A 23,912-nucleotide genomic window follows, 5' to 3' on the forward strand; every position below is an offset into this window, starting at 1 on the left:
TTCCACCCAGCCGCGCGGTTTCTAAAACCGCCAGTCAAAGGGTGGACTTTGCCGTTCATGGGAGAGATAAGCTTATGTACTTACGTCAAGATACGGTACCGGTTAAAGTCGGCAATCTAACGATTGGCGGCAGTAACGAAGTGATTATTCAAAGTATGTGTACGACGAAGACTGCTGATGTCGAAGCTACTGTTGCGGAAATACTAGGACTTGAAGAAGCTGGCTGCCAGCTTGTCCGGGTTACTGTCAACAACAAGGAAGCGGCGGAAGCGATTAAGGAAATCAAGAAACGCATTCATATTCCGCTAGTTGCGGATATTCATTTTGATTATCGCTTGGCACTGCTAGCTATCGAGAACGGCATCGACAAAGTGCGGATTAATCCGGGCAACATCGGTCGCCGCGAACGCATCGAAGCGGTTGTTAAGGCTTGTAAGGAAAAAGGCATCCCGATCCGGATTGGCGTCAACGCCGGTTCATTAGAAAACCATTTGCTAGAAAAGTACGGTTACCCGACGCCGGAAGCAATGGTAGAGAGCGCATTGTTCCATATCGGTATTTTGGAGGAGCTCGATTTCCACGATATTATCGTATCTCTTAAAGCATCGGATGTTCCAATGGCCATTGCTGCTTACTCGATGGCGGCAAAAGTCATTAAGTATCCGCTCCACCTAGGCATTACAGAAGCTGGAACGCTGCACACAGGCACGATTAAGAGCTCCGCTGGTATTGGTGCTTTGCTCGCGCTTGGCATTGGCAACACGCTGCGTATCAGCCTTAGCGCTGACACGGTAGAGGAAGTCAAGGTTGCTCGTGAGCTTCTTAAAACCTTTGGTCTAATTACAAATGCTGCAACACTCGTTTCCTGCCCTACTTGCGGTCGTCTAGATATCGATCTGTTTTCGATTGCAAATGAGGTAGAAGATTATATTTCAAAAATTAAAGTGCCAATCAAGGTTTCTGTGCTTGGTTGTGCGGTCAATGGTCCAGGCGAGGCTCGTGAAGCGGATATCGGTATCGCTGGCGCTAGAGGCGAGGGCATGCTTTTCCGTTATGGGGAGCTCATTCGCAAGGTGCCAGAAGCTGAATTGCTGTCTGAGCTAAAGAAGGAAATTGACGAAATCGTACGCGTTTTTGAAGCGACGGGCGAAATACCTGGCCGCAAGCATCATACACCTGCATAATCATTTATGAAAAGGTTTATTTACGTCATTTGCAGACGTGAGTAAGCCTTTTTTTTGTTGATAAAAAGGGGGGAAGTCGTGTTTTAACGCTTCCTATGATGAATGTGATGTTAGGCTTATATTGTATTTTATACTTTTCGTGATAATTGGATATTCCTCTAAGTGACGAGCTTCGCTAAAGTAATTTCCCCTTTCCCAAGCCGAGGTTTCAAAATAAAGAGAATTGCTTGTGAAAAATAACAGCATTAACGGTTATTACCACATCGTAGAGGCAATACTATTTTATACGCATGTTTATTAAGGATAGCTATGCACATTGAAATCAACGAAGCAGGTCTAAGTTCTTCTCTTAAGCCTTCTTGTAGTTACATGATTAGCTAGAAAGGTATGAAAATGAAGCAAGGTATTTAATTAATATTTCCATTTAAGGATTATATTCCTGCGGAAATGATCGTCACTATTCAAATGGCTACAGCCGTTTACGCTTGAAATATAAGAATGAAAATAGATGATCATTTTCATAAAAGCTTATATTTCTACGCGAAATGAGCCTACACTATTTCATCGGCTTCAGCCGTTTACGCTTGAAATATAAGAATGAAAATAGATGTTATTTTCATAAAAGCTTATATTTCTACGTGAAACGAAGCTTACACTATTTCATCGGCTACAGCCGTTTACGCTTGAAATATAAGAATGAAAATAGATGATCATTTTCATAAGAATCTTATATTTCTACGCGAAACGAGCTTACACTATTTCATCGGCTACAGCCGTTTACGCTTGAAAGGAGCGGATTACTAATGAGTTTAAGTGTTGTATTAATGTTGATTCAAGTGTTTTTTGCAGTTGTTATCGGCTTGTATTTCTGGAATTTGCTGCGCAATCAGAAGACGAACCGCTCGGCCGTTGATCGCGAGTCTCGCAAGGAGATGGACAAGCTTAGAAAGCTTAGGAGTGTATCGCTTACGAAGCCCTTATCGGAGAAGACAAGGCCGCAAGCGATGCAGGACATCGTTGGCCAGCGTGACGGTCTGCGTGCCTTAAAGGCGGCGCTGTGCAGCGCAAACCCTCAGCATGTTATCATTTATGGCCCTCCAGGTGTCGGGAAGACCGCTGCGGCGCGTGTCGTGCTGGAGGAAGCCAAAAAAAATCCTTCCTCGCCGTTTTTGCCTGAAGCGAAATTTACAGAGATCGATGCGACAACCGCTAGGTTTGATGAGCGCGGAATAGCTGATCCGCTAATCGGCTCGGTTCATGATCCTATTTATCAAGGTGCAGGTGCGATGGGTGTAGCAGGTATTCCTCAACCTAAGCCAGGTGCTGTGACGAAGGCGCATGGCGGGATCTTGTTTATTGACGAAATAGGTGAATTGCATCCGATTCAAATGAATAAATTGTTAAAGGTACTGGAAGATCGTAAAGTGTTTCTGGAGAGCGCGTATTATAATTCGGAGGATTCGAATATACCAGTGTATATTCATGATATTTTCCAAAACGGCCTGCCTGCTGATTTCCGTCTAGTCGGTGCAACAACACGGTCGCCGCAGGAAATTCCGCCAGCTATCCGTTCGCGCTGCATGGAGGTGTTTTTTCGTCCGCTGCTTGCTGAGGAGATTGGCTTAGTAGCAGAAAACGCAGTGAAAAAAATTGGCTTTGCACCTTGTCCTGAAGCGATCGATGTCGTCAAGCGATATGCGACGAACGGACGAGAAGCGGTTAACGTCATTCAGCTAGCTGCGGGTGTAGCTCTATCCGAAAAAAGGGACAGCATCGCTGCGGGCGATATTGAATGGGTTGTAAACAGCAGTCAAATTCCACCGCGCCCTGATCGCAAGGTGCCGGATGCACCGCAAATCGGTTTCGTAAATGGCCTTGCTGTGTACGGTCCAAATATGGGCACGCTGCTCGAAATCGAAGTAAGCGCAATTCCTGCTGCTTCTGGCAAAGGTCTGTTTACAATTACAGGCGTTGTAGACGAGGAGGAACTTGGCGGAGGATCGCGGACGCTTAGAAGAAAAAGTATGGCAAAGGGCTCAGTCGAAAACGTAATTACAGTTTTGAGACGTATCGGGCTTAATCCGCAGGATTTTGACTTGCATATTAACTTCCCTGGCGGTACGCCGATTGATGGCCCTTCTGCCGGTATTGCGATGGCAACAGCTATTACATCAGCAATAAAAGGCATTCCAATTGACAATAAACTGGCCATGACAGGTGAAGTTGGCATACATGGAAACGTAAAACCAGTTGGCGGCGTATTAGCTAAAGTTGAGGCAGCTTTCCAAGCTGGCGCTAAAACAGTCATTATTCCGAGGGAGAACTGGCAAGCGATTTTTGCAGACTTGGAAGGTCTTAAGGTCATTCCTGTCGAAAAGGTGGAAGAAGTGTTCAAGTTTGTGTTTCCAGATACTGAAGTGTCCCCTGTGCGGGTCGAAGCTCCGCTTGGAACCGATCTTTTTATCGCTTCAGCCGTTCCGTATTTGCAGGCTGATTCCGTAGAATGATAAACTAGGGTAGACGTTAACAATTGGAGGTGCTGGTGTGGGACCTAGTAAATCGAAAGGTCGTCGGCTGCCCTTGCTTCCGCTTAGAGGGCTACTCGTTTATCCCAGCATGGTGCTCCACCTTGATGTGGGTAGGGACAAATCGGTTCGAGCGTTAGAACGCTCGATGGTCGAAGATCATATGATATTGCTTTGTTCACAGTCTGAAGTGAACATTGAGGAGCCGACTGAGGAAGATATATATAAAGTTGGCACCATAGCAAAAGTAAGGCAAATGCTGAAGCTGCCTAACGGCACGATCCGTGTGCTGGTGGAAGGCGTATCGCGTGCTGAGATTTTGGACTATTTGCCGAACGACGAGTTTTATGAAGTATCTGTAAAAGAATTGCCGGAGCAGGAGACGGATGATCCTGAAGTCGATGCGCTTATGCGCTCTGTCTTGAACCAATTCGAGCATTATATTTCATTATCGAAGAAGGTTACGCCTGAAACCTATGCGGCGGTTTCCGACATTGATGATCCGGGCCGCCTTGCGGATGTCATTACGAGCCATCTTTCGCTGAAAATCAAGGATAAGCAGGATATTCTTGAAACCGTAGATGTCGGAGCTCGACTAGAGAAGCTGCTCGACATCTTGAACAACGAGCGCGAAGTGCTGGAGCTCGAGCGCAAAATAAACCAACGCGTCAAGAAACAGATGGAAAAGACGCAAAAGGAATATTATTTGCGCGAGCAAATGAAGGCGATCCAGAAGGAGCTCGGAGAGAAGGAAGGTCGCGCCGGCGAGGTCGAGGAGCTGCGTGCGCAGCTGGCCGAGGCAGGCGTGCCTGATCTCGTGAAAGAGAAGATCGAGAAGGAAATTGATCGACTCGAGAAAATGCCGTCCACCTCTGCAGAAGGCGGCGTCATTCGCAATTATATCGATTGGCTGCTTTCTTTGCCTTGGAGCAAGACGACCGAAGATGATTTAAGCTTGAGCAAAGCAGAAGCGATTCTTAATGATGACCATTATGGTCTAGAAAAGCCGAAAGAGCGGGTGCTTGAATATTTGGCGGTTCAGAAGCTAGTCAAGCAGCTAAAGGGTCCAATCCTTTGCTTGGTAGGCCCGCCGGGTGTTGGTAAAACCTCGCTTGCCCGTTCAATTGCCAAGTCGCTTGGTCGTAAGTTTGTGCGTATCTCGCTTGGCGGGGTGCGAGATGAAGCGGAGATCCGCGGTCACAGGCGGACTTATGTAGGCGCTATGCCAGGAAGAATTATTCAAGGCATGAAGACGGCAGGTTCTTCAAATCCTGTATTTTTGCTGGATGAGATTGACAAAATGGCGATGGATTTCCGTGGAGACCCAGCTTCAGCGCTTCTAGAAGTGCTCGATCCAGAACAAAACAACACGTTCAGCGATCATTATGTAGAAGTGCCATTTGATCTATCTAATGTGATGTTCGTAACGACCGCGAATGCGATGCACAATATTCCTCGTCCGCTGCTTGATCGGATGGAGGTCTTGTATATTCCAGGATATACGGAGCTTGAGAAGCTGCAAATCGGTAATCGTTATCTATTGCCGAAGCAGAAAAAGGAACATGGCTTGACCGAGGAACAGCTCATTGTCTCGGAAGACGTATTGCTCCAGCTGATTAGGGAATATACGAGGGAGTCCGGCGTTCGTAATTTAGAGCAGCAAATTGCAGCAGTGTGCCGTAAGGCAGCGAAACGATTTGTTGCAAATGAGCAAACGGAATCCACCGAGCCATTTGAAGTTACGAGTGAGGAGCTCAAGGAATTGCTGGGCCCTTCGAAGTTCCGTTATGGCCTAGCTGAGAGCGAGAATCAGATCGGAGCGGTGACTGGTCTTGCGTGGACTGAGGTAGGTGGAGATACGCTTGTCATTGAAGTCACAGTAATGCCGGGTAGCGGAAAACTAACGTTAACTGGTAAACTAGGTGATGTCATGAAGGAATCTGCTCAAGCGGCATTCAGTTACACTCGCTCGAAAGCGATTGAGCTGGGCATTGACCCAAGCTTTCATGAGAAAAATGATATTCATATTCATATTCCAGAGGGTGCGATTCCAAAGGATGGTCCATCAGCCGGCATTACGATTGCAACAGCGCTTATCTCCGCGCTTACAAACCGCTATGTGGATAAGGAAGTAGCGATGACGGGCGAAATTACGCTCAGAGGCCGCGTGCTTCCGATTGGCGGTTTGAAGGAAAAGTCGCTGGCAGCACATCGTGCAGGCATTCGCAAAATATTGTTGCCGAAAGAAAATGAACGGGATCTAGGGGATATTCCCGATAGCGTACGACATGATATGCAATTTTTTCCTGTCAGTCATATGGATGAAGTGCTGCAGCATGCGTTGCTTCCGGTTCAAACGGAAGAGAAAGCAGGTACAACGATTTTATGAAAATTACACAAGCAGAATTCATCATCAGCGCAGTAAAACCACATCAATACCCAGAGGACGCCTTGCCAGAGATAGCTCTGGCAGGGCGTTCGAATGTCGGAAAATCTTCATTGATTAATAAACTTATTTTACGCAAAAACTTAGCTAGAACGAGCTCGCAGCCCGGCAAAACGCAGCAGCTTAATTACTACCGCGTGAATGACCTTATTTATTTGGTTGATTTTCCGGGGTATGGCTATGCTAAGGTTTCGAAAACTCAGCGCTTGCAGTTTGGCGAAATGATCGAACGTTATATCCGTGACCGTGAGCCGCTTAAGCTTCAGCTGCTGGTCATCGATATTCGCCATGAGCCGTCTCTGCTCGATCAGCAAATGTACAAATGGCTGAAGCATTATGAAATCCCAACATGCGTCGTTGCGACCAAGGCGGATAAAATTCCGAAGTCGAAATGGGACAAGCATATTAAAATGATCAAAAAAACGCTTGAAGTCGACCCAAGCGATTCCGTCGTATTATTCTCGTCTGAATTAGGGCTTGGACGCGAGCAACTATGGGACATCATAACCGAAGCGATTGCTACATGAGGTAGCAAGACCAGCAAGTTATTCTATAAAGCAGAGGATTTAGTGAAATAGTCGGCTTTCCTCGTGAATTCTACCGTTATTTTGTGGAATATGCGAGAATATCGGGGATGAACGACAGGAATAAAATGATAAGATCACGTATAATATACTTAAGCAACAAGACCAAAGTTAAAGACCAAAGCGTGCAAGTTCAAAGAATTGAGGAGATTTTTATGGCTAAGCGGCTAGCCACAGAGTATGTAAATGCCAAACTGCAATTGACGAATGAAGAGATGGCTGAGTTTATCCGTTCATTTGAAGAGCAACAAATACACCTTCAGGTGTTGGTGCTTGACAATGGGAATCAGGAGCTCGTTCTCGAAGATGTAGCAGGGAGGGAAGAAGTCCGACTGACCTTTGAACGTCAACAAGACTATTACGTGTGCGTATTATCTTGCCGTCTTGTGCAACCGAGGCTGACCAATGCTATGCGAAAAGCTCTTTCAGCTTTCCGTGGCAACGCGATCGTCAACCGAATCTACAGTCATTATACGATGATCTATCATTATAAGAATGGTTCCGTTCACCAAATTGTCGAAAGCTCGAGCACAGGGGAGCGCATTGTATTCGAATTCAAGGATACACTTGGCCAACTGGAGCGTGTGTTCCAAAGTCGTTTGATCGAGCGGGAAATCGGATTGTTAAGCAATGCAGTCAATGAATTGCTAGATCTTCGCAACCAAACAAAGGATGCTGAAGAGATTAGTAAAATCGATGAGCGTTTAACCGATCTGACTCGCAAACTCTTCATCCTTGAAGCTTAAAACATTAAGAAAATCTTGATTAAAGAGGCTGCTTTCGCAGCCTCTTTTTTTTGTTTTCAAAATATTGCATCTATGAACATTGCAACATTTTGCGTGTTTAAGCAGTTAGTATCAGGGTAAGGCGAGTGAGTGGCATCTTAGTATTTTTATACAACAAGGAGATGAATAGGAATGAATCAAACCAAACGATTTAAACAGTTTGCTATCGGAATATCATTTGCGATCGCCTTATCTTTAACAGCGTGCAGCAATAAGGATACAGGAGCAGATCAAGTGCCGCCGCCGGCAACAGAGATGCCGAGCAATCAGCCAGAGACAAGTACACCGGCCTCACCGGACACGAGGCCAAGCGTCCCGCCTTCTGAACAGCCTAATGAGCAACCAGGCGGCAATGGCGCTGAGGAGCCGTCTAGCGGCTCTGAGGCCGGAGAAACGATCAGCTCAGTCTATGCGCTTGCGAAGGAAGGCAAAGTTCCAGGCTCCGATTATGCTGCCCATATCGCATTATATGATGATATAGAGAAAAAATGGGGAAAGCCTGATACCAACGAATCCGCTGGGAAAGGGATGTACGCTGCCTACAAAGATAAAGGGATTACATTTGGATACAACAAAGGCATGCTTGTTTATGATGTGAGATCTTATTCGAAAAAGCTTCAAGGCATTACATTGAAAGACATAGAGATCGTGCTTGGGTCTGCTGATGAAAAAACGGTTAACGGTACGGATGACATTTATACGTATGAGGTCAATAAACAATATCAGCTTAAATTTATTTTGGCAGAAGCAACCGGCAAGGTGGATCACATCTCTGTATACAGTCCGCAGGACGCAAAAAATAATATGGCGGGATGATCGCACAGCCCATTGCGAGATAAGCTTCAACGTCATACATTGAAAACGGGGCTGGCAATGAAAGGTTATTTCCATCCTTTAGAAAAAAAGTATTGCAATTATCCCGGATAGATGTTATTTTTATTCTCGTTGAAAAGATTGTTGATGTTAATAATAGGAACCAGGATTCACTCAGGACATTGTTATGTTGCGAGAGATTAATCCCTCGAGAAGTGAATGACGTAGGTCCTAGCGGATGAAATTTTTCAAACATTTTATTCCTAGGAAGGGGGAACCGGAAGATGGAATACTCAACTTTCGGAAGACACGTTGCTGTTGATACTTGGGGTGTAGACTTTGATCTACTGAACAGCGCTGAATTTTTGCAATCACACATGGTAGAGGCTGCAGAGGCTTGTGGTGCTACTGTATTGTCGGTTCAAGCCAAACAATTCGATCCTCAAGGCGCAACTGTGCTCGTGCTGCTGTCGGAGAGTCACCTCTCGATTCATACGTATCCTGAGAGAGGTTTTGCTGCGCTTGATTGTTATACTTGCGGCGAAACTGTAGATCCTCAGCTTGCGATCGACTACATGCTCGCTGTACTGAAGCCAAAAGCGACGTATGCGAAGAAGCTTGTACGCGGTATGGGCGAACTGCAAGTAGAAGAGCCAAAAATGAAACAAACTGAGCTCGTTTAAGAGCTTTAAAACTTATTGCTCATAGCGAAATAACCATGGATGGTATCCATGGTTATTTCTTTGTAGTAAAAGGGAATAATGAGTCTGTACTTTTCAAATATTATTCATAAATGAACATTATCTGAATGTTTTACTATGCTATAATTATCGATAACATCAATGCTTGATCGCTTAAAGAGAAGGAGGCAGGTGACCGCGCATGCACATTATCGCAGTAGGACTGAATTACCGAACGGCTCCCGTAGAAGTAAGAGAACAATTTGCGTTCGCAGAACGGGATTTGCCGGAAGCATTAATACAGCTCATTCAGACACAAAGCATAATGGAATGTGTCATAGTAGCGACCTGCAATCGGACGGAGCTTTATGCAGTTGTAGACAGGCACCATCTATGCGGGCATTACATTCGAAGCTTTATGGAGAAGTGGTTTAAGCTGCCTAGGCAGAACTTCACCAACCATTTATATATGTATGAGGACGAGAAGGCGATTGATCATTTATTCCGTGTAACGAGCGGACTTGATTCCATGGTCATCGGCGAGACTCAAATTTTGGGACAAGTAAAAACAGCTTTTCAGCTCGCGCAGCAGCAGAAGACGACAGGTACAGTTTTTAATATGCTGTTTAAACAGGCGGTTACGATGGCCAAGCGTGCCCATTCCGAAACGTCGATCGGTGAATCTGCAGTTTCTGTGAGCTATGCTGCCGTTGAGCTTGGGAAACGGATTTTCGGACAATTCAACAAAAAAACGGTTATGGTCATTGGTGCGGGTGAAACGGGCGAACTGACTGCCAAGCATCTGTACACGAATGGCGCAGATCGCGTCGTTGTTGTAAATCGCACCTATGAGCGAGCAACACAGCTGGCAGACAAGTTTAATGGAATCGCATGGTCGATGGAAGAAGCAGTGGATAAGCTTCATGAAGCAGACATTATTATCAGCTCCACTGGCTCGAAAGAATACGTGTTAACGCGCAAACAGGTTGCAGAAGCTATGCAGCGTAGAAAAGCGAAGCCGCTCTTTATGATTGATATTGCGGTACCGCGTGATTTGGACCCTTCGATTGCTGCCGTTGATAATGTATTCTTGTACGATATTGATGATTTAGAGGGCATCGTGGAAAGCAATCTCGCGCATAGGCGTCAAGAGGCTGCCAAAATCGAAGCGATGATTACCGAAGAAATTGAAGTGTTCGAGCAGTGGTACAAAACGCTTGGCGTTGTTCCCCTTATTCGAACTTTGCAATCCAAAGCAGCAGGCATTCACGAGGAAACGATGAACAGCTTGACGAATAAATTGCCTGATCTCGGCGAGCATGAGCTTAAAGTAATCCGTAAGCTTACAAAAAGCATCGTTAACCAAATGATGCAGGATCCTATTTTACGAATTAAAGAAATGGCTGGCGAGAAGCGGGCAGACGAAGCGATGGATATGTTCGTTAAGCTGTTTGCACTCGAGGAAGATCTTGCTAAAGCGCGTCAAGCGGAGCTTGAAGCGGCAACAGATACTGTCGCTGCTGCAAAAAAGAAAAATGTTCAACCCCATGCAGCTGCGGCGGTATTAGCACCTATTACAAGGTAGAGGGCTGCTAGGTGGAGGAGCTATGGAGACGCAAAACTTTTTATATGATGCGATACTTTATATTTACGCCCTGAGCCTGCTGTTTTATTTCTCCGACTTCATGAATGCAAGTCGGAGAGCGAAACGGATGGGTACAGGGCTGCTTATTTTTGTTTGGGTATTACAGACTGGTTACCTTGTTACTCGCATCGTATCTCATTTGCAAATGACGGAAGTATCAACCTTTGAATATTGGTTAGGCTTTTCTTGGCTTTTAGTTACCATTTCGCTAGTGATCAGTCGATTTATTAAAATTGATTTCATTGTGTTTTTTGTAAATGTTGTTGGTTTTGCGGTGTTGGCGCTTAACCTGTATAGTGACCCTGGAAATGGCGAGTCGCTTAAAGTTTGGGAAACAACAAGAGAGCTATTATACATTCATATCAGTCTCGTTTTGCTTGCGTATGCTGCATTAACCATAGGCGCTTTGTTCGCCGGCATGTATTTGTTTTTGCATAATCAGCTGAAACGAAAGCGCTGGTCAAACTTTGTGCGCAGATTGCCAAGCCTCGATATGATTGAGCGTTATGGAGATCGAGCAGTCATTGTTGGCGTTCCATTGTTTGCAATGTCGCTTGCGATTGCGGTGACGTCTATACTTGTCGAAAGACGGTTTGCGTTGTTGATTGACTGGAAGGTACTGTCTTCCTTTGGAACCTTAGTCATGTACATTATTTATGTGTACCAGAGAGCGATGCTCAAACGTCCCGGATTGCAATTGGCCCGCTTTTATATTATTTCGTTTGGTTTGCTGCTTCTGAATTTGTTTACTAATTATTTCTCCTCCTTTCATTAACGAGAATTGACTGCTGGAGGCAAGGACGGCAATGAATGGTTTATATCCAATTTTCATGCAGCTTAAAGGCAAACGCTGTGTTATTATCGGCGGCGGAAACGTGGCGCAGCGAAAGCTGCAAGGGCTGCTGGCTGCTGGAGCGGATGAAATATGGGTCATCAGCCCGTCATTAACTCCTCAAATCGTGAGTTTGGCTTCAGACGGGGAAATCAACTGGTTCCAGCGAGAATACAATGATGGCGATCTTGCTGGAGCATCGTTAGTGTTTGCGGCAACAAACGATAAACGTTTAAATGCGGAGATTGCGGCCGCCGCCGATCGGCTTGGCATTTTAGTAAACGCGGTGGATGATGCGGACAAAGGCTCGTTTATTTCACCTTCGATTGTCAGGCGTGGAGATTTGCTGCTGGCGGTTACTGCTTCAGGCGCAAGCCCGGCGTTGTCTCAGCAAATAAAGAAAGAGCTTGCAGCGCTTTATGGCCCGGAATACGAAGAAATAACTATAGTATTGCGAAACTTTCGGGAGAAAGTGTTAAACAGCTTGCTTGATGAACAGGAGAGACAATCCGTGCTGAAGCTTGCGGCCGAAGAGGCAGCGACGCTAAAGCGGATCAATATTGATATGGATGAATGGCTGCAAAGCTTGCTTCATCGGATAGACAGGGGGCTTACATAATGGCAACAACAAACCAAGGACAACGAATTATCGTGGTAGGAACAAGGCAAAGCGCACTTGCGCTTACACAAACGGGACAAGTGATCGATGAACTGACACGCATAAGTGAGAAGCATGGGTTTGATTATAAGTTTGAAGTGAAAAAAATAGTAACAAAAGGTGATCGCATACTTGATGTTACGCTGTCTAAAGTAGGTGGAAAAGGGCTGTTCGTTAAGGAAATCGAACAAGCACTTGCAGACGGTGTAATTGATTTGGCTGTTCACAGCATGAAGGACATGCCTTACGAGCTTCCGGAAGGGTTAATAAATGGGGCGATTCCAAGACGCGTCGATCCTAGAGATTGCCTTATCACTCGTGAAGGCGGCGGATTGTCTGAATTGCCTCTAGGAGCGAGAGTGGGAACGAGCAGCCTGCGCAGATCCTGCCAGCTTAAAAACGCGAGACCTGATCTTCAACTTGAGTCCATAAGGGGCAATATAGATTCCCGTATTCGCAAATTAGAAACCGAAGGTTTCGATGCGGTTGTGCTTGCTGCAGCTGGACTGAAGCGCATGGGATGGGAAGATCGCATATCTGCGAACATTCCTGTTGATGTATGCTTGCCTGCTGTAGGACAAGGCGCACTTGGCATTGAATGCCGCGAAAATGATGAACAAGTTCGAGAGCTGCTTTCCCTTCTTAACGATGATGAAACCGAGGTTACGGTACGAGCTGAGCGAAGCTTCCTTGGTTCACTGAATGGTGGATGTCAGGTGCCGATAGGCGCATATTGCACATTAGGTGATGAGCTCCCGGGCCAAAGCGGGAAACATGAGCTTATCCTAACGGGCATGGTCGGATCGCCGGACGGAGCAACGCTGCTGAAAGAAGTGATGAAGGGAATTGATCCTGAACAGCTTGGCCGTGATGTTGCGGATGCACTCATTGCACGCGGCGCAGACCGTATTTTAGCTGAAATTGGGGGATGACGGCCTTGGACAAGGGGAAGGTATACTTAGTTGGCGCCGGACCGGGAGATCCGAAGCTGATTACTGTGCGCGGACTGCAATGCTTGGAGGAATGTGAGGTTGTCGTTTACGATCGCTTGGCAAGCCCGAGATTGCTCCGGTACGTGAAGCCGGGAGCGGAGAGAATCTACGTCGGCAAGCTGCCGGACCGTCATACGATGAAGCAGGAGGAAATCAACCAGCTTCTTGTCGATTTGGCGCTGCAAGGCAAGATCGTTACACGTCTGAAAGGCGGAGATCCTACGATTTTTGGACGAGTTGGAGAAGAAGCCGAGCTTCTTTATGATAACGGAATCGAGTTCGAAATCGTGCCAGGCATTACCTCGGCAATCGCAGTTCCCGCTTACGCGGGCATTCCAGTCACACATCGTGATATGGCATCATCCTTGTCCATTATTACGGGTCATGAGAGTCCGGATAAGCTTGACCGCTCCATTCATTGGGATAAAGTTACGAATGCTACGGGAACCCTTATTTTTCTAATGGGTGTCGCCAAAATAGGATATATTTCTGATCAGCTCATGAAGCACGGCAAACCGCCGCAAACGCCAGTTGCGCTTATTCGCTGGGGAACGAGAGTTGAACAGCGTACCATTGTTGGCACGCTGGAAACCATTGAGGGGATTGTCAAAGCAGCGAATTTTCAGCCGCCTGCCGTCATTGTGGTAGGCGACGTTGTACTGCAGAGAGAGAAGCTGAAATGGTATGAGAACAAGCCGCTATTTGGCTTGCGTATACTAGTTACACGAGCTAGAGCACAGGCAAGCGAGCTAGCTGAACAGATTGAAACGCTTGGCGGGGAGCCTTGTGAGTTTCCAGTCATTGAAACGATTGAACCAACGGACCCCGTTGTTGTAGCTAACTTGAAGGAACAGTTGGAGCAGGCAGAACAATATGAGTGGCTAATGTTTACGAGCGTAAACGGCGTGGAGTACTTTTTTGAATGGCTGCGTAAATTTAATATCGATATTAGGAGATTTTTTGGTGCGAGAATTGCAGCAGTTGGTCCTAAGACAGCTGAGGCGCTTGCAAAGCGCGGCTTAGTAGTTGATGAGCTGCCTGTAAAGTTCCATGCGGAAGGCTTGCTGGACAAGCTGGCGCCGCAGCTGAAGGCCGGAGAGCGAGTGCTGCTGCCTCGAGGAGATCTTGCACGCGAGGTATTGCCTCGCGTGCTGAAGGCAATGGGACTTGTGCCAACGGAAATCGATGTTTATGAAACGGTCATTGTCGATGAGCAGGATGAGCTTGCCCTCGAATGGATTCGCGAAAAAGAAATTCATATGATTACATTCACTAGTTCATCGACGGTGACCAATTTGCTTGAGGTATTGAGACGCAAGGGCATTTCAGATCCAGTACAACTATTAGCGGACATTCCCATTGCGAGTATTGGCCCGCTTACAACGAAGACTGCACTAGAAGCAGGCTTGAAGGTTGCAATTGAGCCAGAAGATTCAACGCTGGATAGTATGCTTAAAGCAATCGTTGATTATCAGCAAAAACAACTTGCTAAGCTAGTCGAGGAGGAATACTAAGTGATGAGTTTCCCAACAGTAAGAAATCGCAGATTACGCAAAACGTCTGCTCTTCGGAGCATGGTAAGAGAAACCGTGCTGAGTGTAAATGATTTTATATATCCGATCTTCGTTACGCATGGTGTAAATATAAAAGAAGAAATTCCATCTATGCCGGGTGTATACCATCTGTCCATGGATCTTTTGGAGCAGGAGATTCGTGAAGTGGTGGCTTGCGGCATTCAATCGGTGCTGCTGTTCGGCCTTCCTGAATATAAAGATGCTTTAGGATCTTCGGCTTATGATGCGAACGGTATCGTTCAACAAGCGATAAAAGCAGTGAAGAAGTGGGCGCCGGAGCTTGTTGTTGTCGCTGATACTTGTTTATGCCAATTTACCGACCACGGTCATTGCGGCATCGTACATTTGCATGAGGAAACAGGCATAGCGGAAGTGGATAATGACTCCTCGCTTGATCTGCTCGTACAAACGGCTGTATCGCAAGCGGAAGCAGGAGCAGACATTATCGCACCTTCCAATATGATGGACGGCTTTGTGCTTGCTATTCGTGAAGGTCTTGATGATGCTGGCTTTAGTGATGTTCCGATTATGTCTTACTCTGTTAAATTTTCTTCGGCTTACTATGGCCCTTTCCGTGATGCCGCACATTCGGCTCCACAATTCGGCGACCGCAAAACATACCAGATGGATCCAGCCAACGTACGCGAGGCGCTTCGTGAAGCAGAGTCAGATATTGCTGAGGGTGCCGATATGCTAATGGTCAAGCCTGCTTTAGCTTACTTGGATATTTTGAGGCTGCTTAAGGATAAATATAATTTACCGGTTGTCGCTTATAACGTCAGCGCCGAATACTCGATGGTGAAAGCCGCTGCAGCTAATGGCTGGATCGATGAGCAATCGATCGTTCTAGAAACCTTGCTAGGCATGAAGCGTGCTGGTGCTGATCTCATTATTACGTACCATGCAAAGGATGCGGCACGTTGGTTGAAGGGAGAGGGGTAAGCAGATGAGTGAACAATCGAACCTTAGAAATGATGCGCGCTCAGTAGAAGCTTTCGAAAGAGCGAAAAAAGTAATGCCAGGCGGTGTAAACAGCCCGGTTAGAGCATTCAAATCAGTGGGCTTGAACCCTGTCTATATGGAGCGGGGAGAAGGCAGCCGCATTTATGATATCGATGGCAACAGCTATATCGATTATGTAGCATCATGGGGCCCTCTCATTATGGGTCATGCCCATCCTGAAGTGATCGAAGCGATTAAACGTACAGCAGAGAAGGGGACAAGCTTCGGCGCCCCAACAGAGCTTGAAACATTGATGGCTGAGCTTGTTTGCGAGCGAGTACCTTCAGTTGATATCGTTCGCATGGTTAACTCCGGTACGGAAGCGACGATGAGCGCCATTCGGCTTGCTCGCGGTTATACGAAACGAAGCAGGATTTTGAAATTCGAAGGCTCATATCATGGTCATGCGGATAGCTTGCTCATTAAAGCAGGCTCAGGCGTTGCGACGCTTGGCTTGCCTGACAGCCCGGGTGTACCGGAGCATGTAGCTTCGCATACGATTACGGTACCATACAACGATATTGAATCGGTAAAGCTTGCTTTCGAAAAATTCGGTGAGGAAATTGCTTGTGTCATCGTTGAACCGGTAGCTGGCAACATGGGCGTTGTTCCGCCATTGCCCGGTTTCTTGCAAGGGTTGCGCGACATTACAACGCAGTACGGTACGGTTCTTATTTTTGACGAGGTAATGACGGGCTTCCGTGTTGGTTATAACTGCGCGCAAGGACTTTATGGTATTACGCCAGACCTTACTTGCTTCGGCAAAGTTATTGGCGGCGGATTGCCAGTCGGCGCATACGGCGGCAAACGGGAGCTTATGGAGATGATTGCACCGAGCGGACCTATCTATCAAGCGGGAACCTTATCAGGCAATCCGCTTGCGATGGCGGCAGGTTATGCAACATTGAATCTGCTAACCCCTGAAGTGTATGAGCATATGGAGCGTCAAGCGGTTAGGCTGCAGCTTGGTTTTGAAGCGAATGCGCGCAAACATGGCATTGCAAATACGATTAACCGTGTTGGATCGATGGTTTGTCCGTTCTTCACGGATACGTTTGTCATCAATTTCGAAACGGCAAAAACATCCGATCTAGAGCGCTTTAAGGCTTATTTTGCGGCGATGCTTGATTTGGGTGTAAGCATTGCTCCTTCACAATTTGAAGGCATGTTTGTTTCCGGGGTTCATACGAATGAGGACATAGATGCGACAATCGAAGCGCATGATATTGCGTTTAGCCGCTTGTAATATTGCTGTATTTTGAAATGAAGGCAAGAGGCTCGTAAGGAAGCGAAGTTGTTTTTTGCATCGTTTACGATTGGGAGGAACGTTATATGATTGATGGTCAGATGAAGAGGAATGGACAATGGCTGGAGCTAGACTGGCTTGCTCTTGGCGCTGCGTCCTCTGATACCATTAATCCTGAATCGGAAAAGGATCCGGCAGCATCGCCGGAGCTTGCGCAGCCGCGGGCTGGCAGTCATCCGCACGTTGTGCGTCAGTGGCTGCTGGCCCGTTCCTTTTTTCCGCAGAAGTGGATTAATCGGTTGTTTTCAATTGGAGGCATTCAGTGGAACGGGGAGCATCTGCAGCTCCTTGCTTTCCCGCCAGTAGATCCGCGCAGTGATGCTTCATATCGTCACCTGCGCAGGGATACTAAACTAAATATGCCAGATGTGTTATATGAAGACGATTTCTGCATCGTATTTGACAAGCCAGCTGGCATGGCAGTGCATGGATCATCTCCCGGTCAAAGCGGAACGCTGGATGAGGCGGCGGCATGGCATCTTTTGAGCCAAGGCGATCCGCTGAATATACGTCATATCCACAGGCTGGATGATGATACGTCTGGTCCCGTTTTATATGCAAAAAATGATTTGGCCCAGTGGAAGCTTGATGAGGCGATGAGAGCGAAAGCGATAGACAGACAATATATGGCTGTCGTTCAAGGCCGAATGTCAAAGCTTTCGGGTACGATCAATATGCCAATAGGGAAGGATCGACATCACCCGGCAAGGCGCAGAGTTTCAGAAAACGGCGATCTAGCAATTAGCCATTACGAGGTTGTGGCAGCAAATTCTCGATCGTCACTAATACGTGTAAAGCTTGAGACGGGACGAACGCATCAAATTCGGGTTCACTTAAGTCATATTGGACATCCGCTGCTTGGAGACGGTCTGTATGGAGGCAGCACAGCACAGTTGAAGCATCAAGCGCTGCATGGGGAAAAGCTTGTTTTTCCTCATCCTCTGACCGACTCGCTAATAGAAGCAGCCTCGCCTTGGCCGCAATGGCTGATGCAGCTTTCAGAAGAGATGGAGTTCCGTTCAAAATGATAGTCATGCTCCTGCCCAACCTACCATATAGATAAGTAGTGAATGTAACGTTAGACCAAGCATTCAGTATGAGAGGGGAGGATTTAGGCGTGTCGGATCAAACGAACGGATTACGTTTTGATGTGTATGAGCGCGTCCACTTGCCCGATGATGTTGCGGCAATTGACGAGTTGGAGGAAATTGAGCTTGTTCCTCGTATTCAAGTTATCGATCAAGGGGACCATGCGGTGCTTAGAGGGCAGCTTCTGCTTAGCGGGGTATATAGGAGTCAAACTGATTCCGAAAACTCCCTGACGCTGGAGCACTGGATACCGGTCGAAATAACGCTGCCAATGAACCGCATATCACGGCTGGATGATATTTCGATTGAAATTGACAATTTTGACGTCGATCTTTTGTCTGCTCGCACATTAAACATTACGGGTGTTCTTTCTTTGCGCGGTATTTCTGCTCAGCCTATTCAGGAGCCGGAGGACATTTGGCGAGAAGAACCTTTTACTGTCATTCATCAACGGGAAGTTTATGATGAACGAGCCGTGGAAGCTTTTAATGGGCAAAATGCCGCTATTGAACAATCGTACATAGCGGAAGAACTTGAGCTTGCTGCGCAAGAGGAGATTTCAAACGAGCAAATAGCCGATGCATCGGATGAGCCTGAGGAAGCAACCGTAACAATCTCTTCCTCATCTTCAGGTGGAGGCTGGTCATCTTCGCAGTTATTCGCATCTCCTGCTCCGCAGGAAGAGGATGTGGAGAGCCAAGAAGATGAGAGAGAAATTTCACTATCTTCTCAGCAAACAAGCAACGAGGGCTGGTTAGCAACATCCTCGCCGTTTGCAAATGATTCCGCAGTGATTCCACCAGTTGAAGCAGCAAGCGAGCAAGTACTGGCGGAGGAACGTGAAGAGCCGGTACAAATCGATGCTCCAATAGCTCAAATAGCTCCAGTAGCAGAGGCTTTCCCGCAGCAGCAGATTCCTGTTCCAGAGCAGGAAAAGCAGGAGCCGCGTATCGCAATTACAAACAAGCAGCCGCAAGAGGGTTCTGGTTTGGCAGGAGATGTCGGCATTCTCACGCTGCTTCAGACGAGTCGGCGTGAACAAGCAGCACGTCAGGCGGCAGAACAGGTAGTCGCTCAGCAGCGGGCAGATGAGGAAGCTAGAGTACAGGCTTCTGGCGATGAGATTGAGTGGAAAAACTTATTTCTGGGCAAACGCTCGGAAGATAAGGAATTTAAGAAAATTCGGATGTGTATTGTGCAGCGGGACGAGACGCTTGATGTCATCGCTACACGCTATAGCATGAATCCGAGGGAAATTGTAATGTATAACCGATTGGACGACTCAAGTGTGTCGGAAGGACAGCTGTTATACATTCCATAGAGGCTTCTGTAACGAAAATGCCCTTATTGCTCATTAATTTGAGCGATAGGGGCATTTCTTGCTTCTGCCGAGGTTGACTCAGGTCAGCAACAAAGGTATGATAAAAGTATATATGTGTTATAACGACATTGATGGGGAATAGTAGGCAGCAAAGCCTTCAGAGAGTGGAACCGTTACGCTGAGAGGTTCTGCAGGAAGTGACTGCTACGAGTCGCCCCGGAGTTGCCTGAGCCAAGTAGGAGCAACCTGTGCTCTACCGAAGTCAGGCCGGCCGCAGCCGTTATCTGTTTGAGTGCCATGCGGATACATTTCGCGTGGAACAAAGGTGGTACCACGGAAGCTTAACCTTTCGTCCTTTATGATAAGGGCGGCAGGTTTTTTTTGTTTTTGTAGATCGATTTATGGAGGATGGACGAATGTCAGAAAATCAAACGACAACTGCAATGCCGACAACTTATGATCCTAAGGCAGCTGAGCAGAAATGGTACGATTACTGGATGCAGGGAAAATTTTTCGAGGCAGGCAAACGACCGGATGCACAGACGTATACGATTGTTATTCCGCCTCCTAACGTTACCGGAATGCTGCATATCGGGCATGCGTTAGATTTTACCCTACAAGATATTTTAATTAGAACGAAGCGTATGCAAGGTTTCGACACACTATGGGTGCCAGGAACTGACCATGCGGGCATCGCGACGCAAACAAGAGTTGAGCAGAAGCTGCGTGAGCAAGGAATTTCGCGCTACGACCTAGGTCGTGAAGCATTCCTAGAGAAAGTATGGGAGTGGAAGGATGAGTACGCAAGTACGATTCGCGATCAATGGTCGAAGATGGGACTTTCCCTCGATTATTCGAGAGAGCGGTTCACTTTGGATGAAGGCCTCTCCAAGGCTGTACGCGAGGTTTTTGTTAAGCTGTATGATAAGGGCTTGATCTATCGCGGCAAAAAAATCATTAACTGGGACCCTGCTGCTCGCACAGCTCTTTCAGATATTGAGGTAGAGCACAAGGAAATCAATGGTCATTTGTATCACTTGAAATACCCGCTTAAGGACGGTTCAGGCTTTATAACGGTTGCAACGACACGTCCAGAGACGATGCTCGGCGATACAGCTGTAGCGGTTCATCCAGAGGATGATCGTTACAAGCACTTGATTGGGCAAATGATCGTGCTTCCAGTCGTTGGGCGCGAAATTCCGATTATTGCAGATGAGTACGTCGATAAGGAATTTGGTTCAGGTGCCGTAAAAATTACGCCTGCACATGATCCAAATGACTTTGAAGTTGGCGAGCGCCACAGTCTGCCGCAGATCATTGTGATGGATGAGACAGGTACTATGAACGCTGAAGCTGGTCCTTATCAAGGTCTCGACCGTGCGGATTGCCGCAAGCAGCTCGTTAAGGATTTGCAGGAGCAAGGTGTATGCGTGGAAATCGAAGATCATGTGCATCAAGTTGGTCACAGTGAGCGCAGCGGCGCCGTTGTTGAGCCCTATTTGTCTACACAATGGTTCGTTGCAATGAAACCTCTAGCTGAGGCTGCAATCGCAGCTCAAAAGGCTGGCAAAGGTGTCAACTTCGTACCTGAGAGATTCGAGAAAATATATTTGCACTGGATCGAGAACGTACGCGATTGGTGTATTTCGAGGCAGCTATGGTGGGGTCACCGCATACCGGCTTGGTATGATGAGACGACAGGTGAAACACATGTCTCCCGTGAGAATATGGAGGGCGATCACCTTACCCAAGATAATGACGTGCTTGATACGTGGTTTAGCTCCGCATTATGGCCGTTCTCTACACTAGGCTGGCCGGATGAAACGAATGACCTGAAACGTTATTACCCAACGGATGTACTCGTAACGGGTTATGACATCATTTATTTCTGGGTATCCCGAATGATCTTCACAGCTCTTGAGTTTACAGAGCAATCTCCGTTCAAGGATGTGCTGATGCACGGACTTGTTCGTGACTCCGAAGGACAAAAGATGTCCAAGTCGAAGGGCAATGGTGTCGATCCGCTTGAGGTTATCGAGAAATATGGTGCAGATGCTATGCGTTATATGATCTCGACAAGCAGCACGCCAGGACAGGATTTGCGTTTCCGCTGGGAGAAGGTTGAGCAATCGCGCAACTTTGCGAACAAGATTTGGAATGCATCACGCTTCGCGCTGATGAATCTTGAAGGGGTTGAAGCAGCTGATATTGATATCACTGTTAACCTCGGTACAGCGGATCGCTGGATTTTGCATCGTCTGAATGAAACGGTTCGTGATGTAACTCGATTAATTGACAGCTATGAGTTCGGTGAAACTGGACGTCTATTGTATAATTTCATTTGGGACGATCTTTGCGACTGGTACATTGAATTCGCTAAGCTTAGCCTTTACAGCACGGATGAAGCAGCTAAAAAAGCTACGCAATCGGTACTTGCTTATGTGCTAGACCGTACGCAGCGCCTTATTCACCCGTTCATGCCATATATCAGCGAAGAGATTTGGCAGCATCTGCCTCATGTTGGCGATACGATCACTTTGGCAGAATGGCCGGTTTATGATACTGCGCTTGAAGCGCCGGACGCTGTGAAAGAGATGGAGCTCCTGATGGAGATGATCCGTTCAGTGCGCAATATCCGAGCAGAAGTAAATGTTCCGATGAGCAAAAAGATTGAAATGCTAATTAAGCCTGCTAGCGAGGCTGAAGCTGCTATTATGTCCCGCAACGAAGAATTTATTAAACGTTTCTGCGGTACGTCAAGTTTGGAGACTGGCCTGCACATTAGTGCGCCGGACAAAGCAATGACTGCGATTTTAACTGGTGCTGAGATTTATTTGCCGCTTGCCGGCTTAATCGATATTGCTCAGGAGATTGCTCGTTTAGAGAAGGAACATCAGCATTTGAATACCGAGGTAGAGCGGATTGAGAAGAAGCTCAGCAATGAAGGCTTTGTGGCAAAAGCGCCAGCTAAGGTTATCGATGAAGAACGCGCCAAAATGAACGATTATGCAGATAAACGCGACAAGGTACTAGCTAGAATTGCGGAATTGCGCGGATAACGCTGCAAAACGGAAGAAGGACGATTAGTATGGCAGAACAACAAATAGAGCAGCGGCCTGCAGGGCCGCTGCAATCCTACCGGGAAGCGGTAGATTGGATTACTGGGCTAATTCCATTCGGTATTCGTCCAGGTCTTGATCGGATCGAGGAATTGATGGAACGGCTGGATAATCCGCATCGCAGATTAAAGTTTATCCACATTGCCGGGACAAATGGGAAAGGGTCTACTTGTGCATATTTGACGAGCGTTTTGCTGCGCGGCGGATATGATGTAGGCACATTTACATCGCCATATATAACGAAGTTTACGAATCGTTTTCAATATAACGGCATCGATATCGAAGAAGAGACGCTGCTTAGACTTGCCAACGAGCTAAAACCTCATGTTGATGAGCTTGCTCAGACAGAACTAGGCTCGCCTACGATGTTTGAAGTATCTACAGCGCTGGCTATTCTTTTTTATGCAAAGGTCACTTATCCCGATTATGTCGTGTGGGAGACTGGACTTGGCGGCAGGCTTGATGTGACGAATATCGTTCAACCGGTTGTTTCCGTCATTACAAATATTGGCCATGACCATATGGATAAACTCGGTGATACGATTGCTGCAGTTGCGAGCGAAAAAGCTGGCATTATTAAAGCAGGAATACCGGTTATTAGTGCGGTTACTCAGCCAGAGGCAATTGAGGTTATTAAGCAAGCAGCTGAAGGCAAAAAAAGCACGCTTTATTTGTTAGGCGAACAGTTCCATGAAACGGCAATCTCGGTTCGCGAGAATGAACAAACTTTCCGCTTCGACAATCTATTCCGCAGCATCGAGCCTTTGACAATCACGCTAAATGGTGCCCATCAACGGACGAATGCAGCGGTTGCTGTCATGACGCTTGAGATACTTCGCCAATATAATGCACTGGTCATCGAAGATGATGTCCTGGCGGAAGGGCTTCAAAAGGCTGCGTGGCCGGGACGACTTGAGATGGTTTCTGATCAGCCTCGTATTTTGGTCGATGGCGCACATAATCCAGAAGGTGCAGAGTCACTCGTGGACGCTTTAAAAAATACTTACAAATATGATCGGTTACATCTTATGATGGGTATGCTGGAGAATAAGAATCATCAGGATGTTCTTCAGCATATACTACCAATAGTGGATACGCTTATTGTGACCGAGCCTGACTATCGAATGAAAAAAGATGCCTCTGCTTTGGCTGATTTGGTACGTGAAATGCGTCAGCAACAGCCAGATCAGTACGCTTTCGAGCTTGTAGTGGAATCAAACTGGCAAGCAGCATTACAAAAACTACAACAGTTAACCGGGGAAACAGACCTTGGAGTCGTGACAGGCACGCTATATTTAATTGCTGACGTTCGCTCCCGCATTTTGTATGACTCGGATTCTGAAAAAGGTTGGTGAAC

At 46.9% G+C, this 23,912-nt stretch carries 18 protein-coding genes and 1 other annotated feature; all 18 genes read left to right on the forward strand.

Annotated elements, in window-relative coordinates:
* The first annotated feature begins 74 nt into the window (after window positions 1–74).
* The 18 genes from ispG to AC1DOV_RS09405 all read left to right on the forward strand — a co-directional run bounded on the left by ispG (window position 75) and on the right by AC1DOV_RS09405 (window position 23,910).
* Window positions 75–1,184, forward strand: a complete 1,110-nt coding sequence (gene ispG, locus AC1DOV_RS09320) for a flavodoxin-dependent (E)-4-hydroxy-3-methylbut-2-enyl-diphosphate synthase (RefSeq protein ID WP_054027210.1) — start codon at window positions 75–77, stop codon at window positions 1,182–1,184.
* 803 nt (window positions 1,185–1,987) lie between these two features.
* Window positions 1,988–3,691 carry an ATP-dependent protease LonB gene (lonB, locus tag AC1DOV_RS09325; protein ID WP_339207835.1) on the forward strand — a complete coding sequence of 568 codons (1,704 nt, stop codon included), beginning with the start codon at window positions 1,988–1,990 and terminating at the stop codon, window positions 3,689–3,691.
* 37 nt (window positions 3,692–3,728) lie between these two features.
* Window positions 3,729–6,098: an endopeptidase La gene (lon, locus tag AC1DOV_RS09330; protein WP_076271652.1), complete on the forward strand. Its 2,370-nt coding sequence runs from the start codon at window positions 3,729–3,731 to the stop codon at window positions 6,096–6,098.
* Window positions 6,095–6,682 carry a ribosome biogenesis GTP-binding protein YihA/YsxC gene (gene yihA / locus AC1DOV_RS09335; RefSeq protein ID WP_076271653.1) on the forward strand — a complete coding sequence of 196 codons (588 nt, stop codon included), beginning with the start codon at window positions 6,095–6,097 and terminating at the stop codon, window positions 6,680–6,682. The genes lon and yihA overlap by 4 nt, the downstream gene beginning before the upstream one ends.
* Window positions 6,683–6,894: 212 nt before the next feature.
* Entirely contained in the window at window positions 6,895–7,485 is a 591-nt protein-coding gene (locus AC1DOV_RS09340) for a non-ribosomal peptide synthetase module (RefSeq protein ID WP_339207840.1), read from the forward strand.
* A 171-nt stretch (window positions 7,486–7,656) separates the two neighbouring features.
* Window positions 7,657–8,340 (forward strand): YjgB family protein, encoded by a 684-nt coding sequence (locus AC1DOV_RS09345; RefSeq protein ID WP_477549769.1) that lies wholly within the window; start codon window positions 7,657–7,659, stop codon window positions 8,338–8,340.
* Between the two features lie 281 nt (window positions 8,341–8,621).
* Window positions 8,622–9,020, forward strand: a complete 399-nt coding sequence (speD, locus tag AC1DOV_RS09350; RefSeq protein ID WP_054027216.1) for an adenosylmethionine decarboxylase — start codon at window positions 8,622–8,624, stop codon at window positions 9,018–9,020.
* Between the two features lie 199 nt (window positions 9,021–9,219).
* The gene (gene hemA / locus AC1DOV_RS09355) at window positions 9,220–10,602 is read left to right on the forward strand and encodes a glutamyl-tRNA reductase (protein WP_076271656.1); all 1,383 of its coding nucleotides are present in this window, start codon (window positions 9,220–9,222) and stop codon (window positions 10,600–10,602) included.
* A gap of 22 nt (window positions 10,603–10,624) precedes the next feature.
* On the forward strand, window positions 10,625–11,437 hold the full coding sequence (locus AC1DOV_RS09360) for a cytochrome C assembly family protein (RefSeq protein ID WP_076271657.1): 813 nt from the start codon (window positions 10,625–10,627) through the stop codon (window positions 11,435–11,437).
* A gap of 31 nt (window positions 11,438–11,468) precedes the next feature.
* Window positions 11,469–12,113, forward strand: coding sequence for a precorrin-2 dehydrogenase/sirohydrochlorin ferrochelatase family protein (locus AC1DOV_RS09365; protein ID WP_477549770.1), 645 nt, complete (start codon window positions 11,469–11,471; stop codon window positions 12,111–12,113).
* Window positions 12,113–13,084, forward strand: a complete 972-nt coding sequence (hemC, locus tag AC1DOV_RS09370; RefSeq protein ID WP_339207845.1) for a hydroxymethylbilane synthase — start codon at window positions 12,113–12,115, stop codon at window positions 13,082–13,084. The genes AC1DOV_RS09365 and hemC overlap by 1 nt, the downstream gene beginning before the upstream one ends.
* Before the next feature lie 5 nt (window positions 13,085–13,089).
* Window positions 13,090–14,658, forward strand: a complete 1,569-nt coding sequence (gene cobA, locus AC1DOV_RS09375; RefSeq protein WP_477549771.1) for a uroporphyrinogen-III C-methyltransferase — start codon at window positions 13,090–13,092, stop codon at window positions 14,656–14,658.
* Window positions 14,659–14,661: 3 nt separating this feature from the next.
* Window positions 14,662–15,660 carry a porphobilinogen synthase gene (gene hemB, locus AC1DOV_RS09380; RefSeq protein ID WP_076271668.1) on the forward strand — a complete coding sequence of 333 codons (999 nt, stop codon included), beginning with the start codon at window positions 14,662–14,664 and terminating at the stop codon, window positions 15,658–15,660.
* A gap of 4 nt (window positions 15,661–15,664) precedes the next feature.
* Entirely contained in the window at window positions 15,665–16,966 is a 1,302-nt protein-coding gene (hemL, locus tag AC1DOV_RS09385; RefSeq protein WP_076271661.1) for a glutamate-1-semialdehyde 2,1-aminomutase, read from the forward strand.
* An 86-nt stretch (window positions 16,967–17,052) separates the two neighbouring features.
* Complete coding sequence (locus tag AC1DOV_RS09390; protein ID WP_477549772.1) at window positions 17,053–18,054, forward strand: RluA family pseudouridine synthase; 1,002 nt, start codon at window positions 17,053–17,055, stop codon at window positions 18,052–18,054.
* 89 nt (window positions 18,055–18,143) lie between these two features.
* Window positions 18,144–19,436, forward strand: coding sequence for a LysM peptidoglycan-binding domain-containing protein (locus tag AC1DOV_RS09395; RefSeq protein ID WP_441875749.1), 1,293 nt, complete (start codon window positions 18,144–18,146; stop codon window positions 19,434–19,436).
* 119 nt (window positions 19,437–19,555) lie between these two features.
* Window positions 19,556–19,796, forward strand: a binding site (T-box leader).
* Window positions 19,797–19,852: 56 nt separating this feature from the next.
* Window positions 19,853–22,495 carry a valine--tRNA ligase gene (locus AC1DOV_RS09400; protein WP_076271664.1) on the forward strand — a complete coding sequence of 881 codons (2,643 nt, stop codon included), beginning with the start codon at window positions 19,853–19,855 and terminating at the stop codon, window positions 22,493–22,495.
* 29 nt (window positions 22,496–22,524) lie between these two features.
* Window positions 22,525–23,910 carry a bifunctional folylpolyglutamate synthase/dihydrofolate synthase gene (locus tag AC1DOV_RS09405; protein WP_441875753.1) on the forward strand — a complete coding sequence of 462 codons (1,386 nt, stop codon included), beginning with the start codon at window positions 22,525–22,527 and terminating at the stop codon, window positions 23,908–23,910.
* Window positions 23,911–23,912: the final 2 nt, after the last annotated feature.

The organism is Paenibacillus sp. 01T47 (assembly GCF_056398245.1).

Excerpts from the sequence above, each read along its gene's own strand:
- ispG (WP_054027210.1), top strand. The coding sequence starts at position 75 with ATGTACTTACGTCAAGATACGGTACCGGTTAAAGTCGGCAATCTAACG.
- lonB (WP_339207835.1), top strand. The coding sequence starts at position 1,988 with ATGAGTTTAAGTGTTGTATTAATGTTGATTCAAGTGTTTTTTGCAGTT.
- yihA (WP_076271653.1), top strand. The coding sequence starts at position 6,095 with ATGAAAATTACACAAGCAGAATTCATCATCAGCGCAGTAAAACCACAT.
- AC1DOV_RS09340 (WP_339207840.1), top strand. The coding sequence starts at position 6,895 with ATGGCTAAGCGGCTAGCCACAGAGTATGTAAATGCCAAACTGCAATTG.
- AC1DOV_RS09345 (WP_477549769.1), top strand. The coding sequence starts at position 7,657 with ATGAATCAAACCAAACGATTTAAACAGTTTGCTATCGGAATATCATTT.
- speD (WP_054027216.1), top strand. The coding sequence starts at position 8,622 with ATGGAATACTCAACTTTCGGAAGACACGTTGCTGTTGATACTTGGGGT.
- hemA (WP_076271656.1), top strand. The coding sequence starts at position 9,220 with ATGCACATTATCGCAGTAGGACTGAATTACCGAACGGCTCCCGTAGAA.
- AC1DOV_RS09360 (WP_076271657.1), top strand. The coding sequence starts at position 10,625 with ATGGAGACGCAAAACTTTTTATATGATGCGATACTTTATATTTACGCC.
- AC1DOV_RS09365 (WP_477549770.1), top strand. The coding sequence starts at position 11,469 with ATGAATGGTTTATATCCAATTTTCATGCAGCTTAAAGGCAAACGCTGT.
- hemC (WP_339207845.1), top strand. The coding sequence starts at position 12,113 with ATGGCAACAACAAACCAAGGACAACGAATTATCGTGGTAGGAACAAGG.
- hemB (WP_076271668.1), top strand. The coding sequence starts at position 14,662 with ATGAGTTTCCCAACAGTAAGAAATCGCAGATTACGCAAAACGTCTGCT.
- hemL (WP_076271661.1), top strand. The coding sequence starts at position 15,665 with ATGAGTGAACAATCGAACCTTAGAAATGATGCGCGCTCAGTAGAAGCT.
- AC1DOV_RS09390 (WP_477549772.1), top strand. The coding sequence starts at position 17,053 with ATGATTGATGGTCAGATGAAGAGGAATGGACAATGGCTGGAGCTAGAC.
- AC1DOV_RS09400 (WP_076271664.1), top strand. The coding sequence starts at position 19,853 with ATGTCAGAAAATCAAACGACAACTGCAATGCCGACAACTTATGATCCT.
- AC1DOV_RS09405 (WP_441875753.1), top strand. The coding sequence starts at position 22,525 with ATGGCAGAACAACAAATAGAGCAGCGGCCTGCAGGGCCGCTGCAATCC.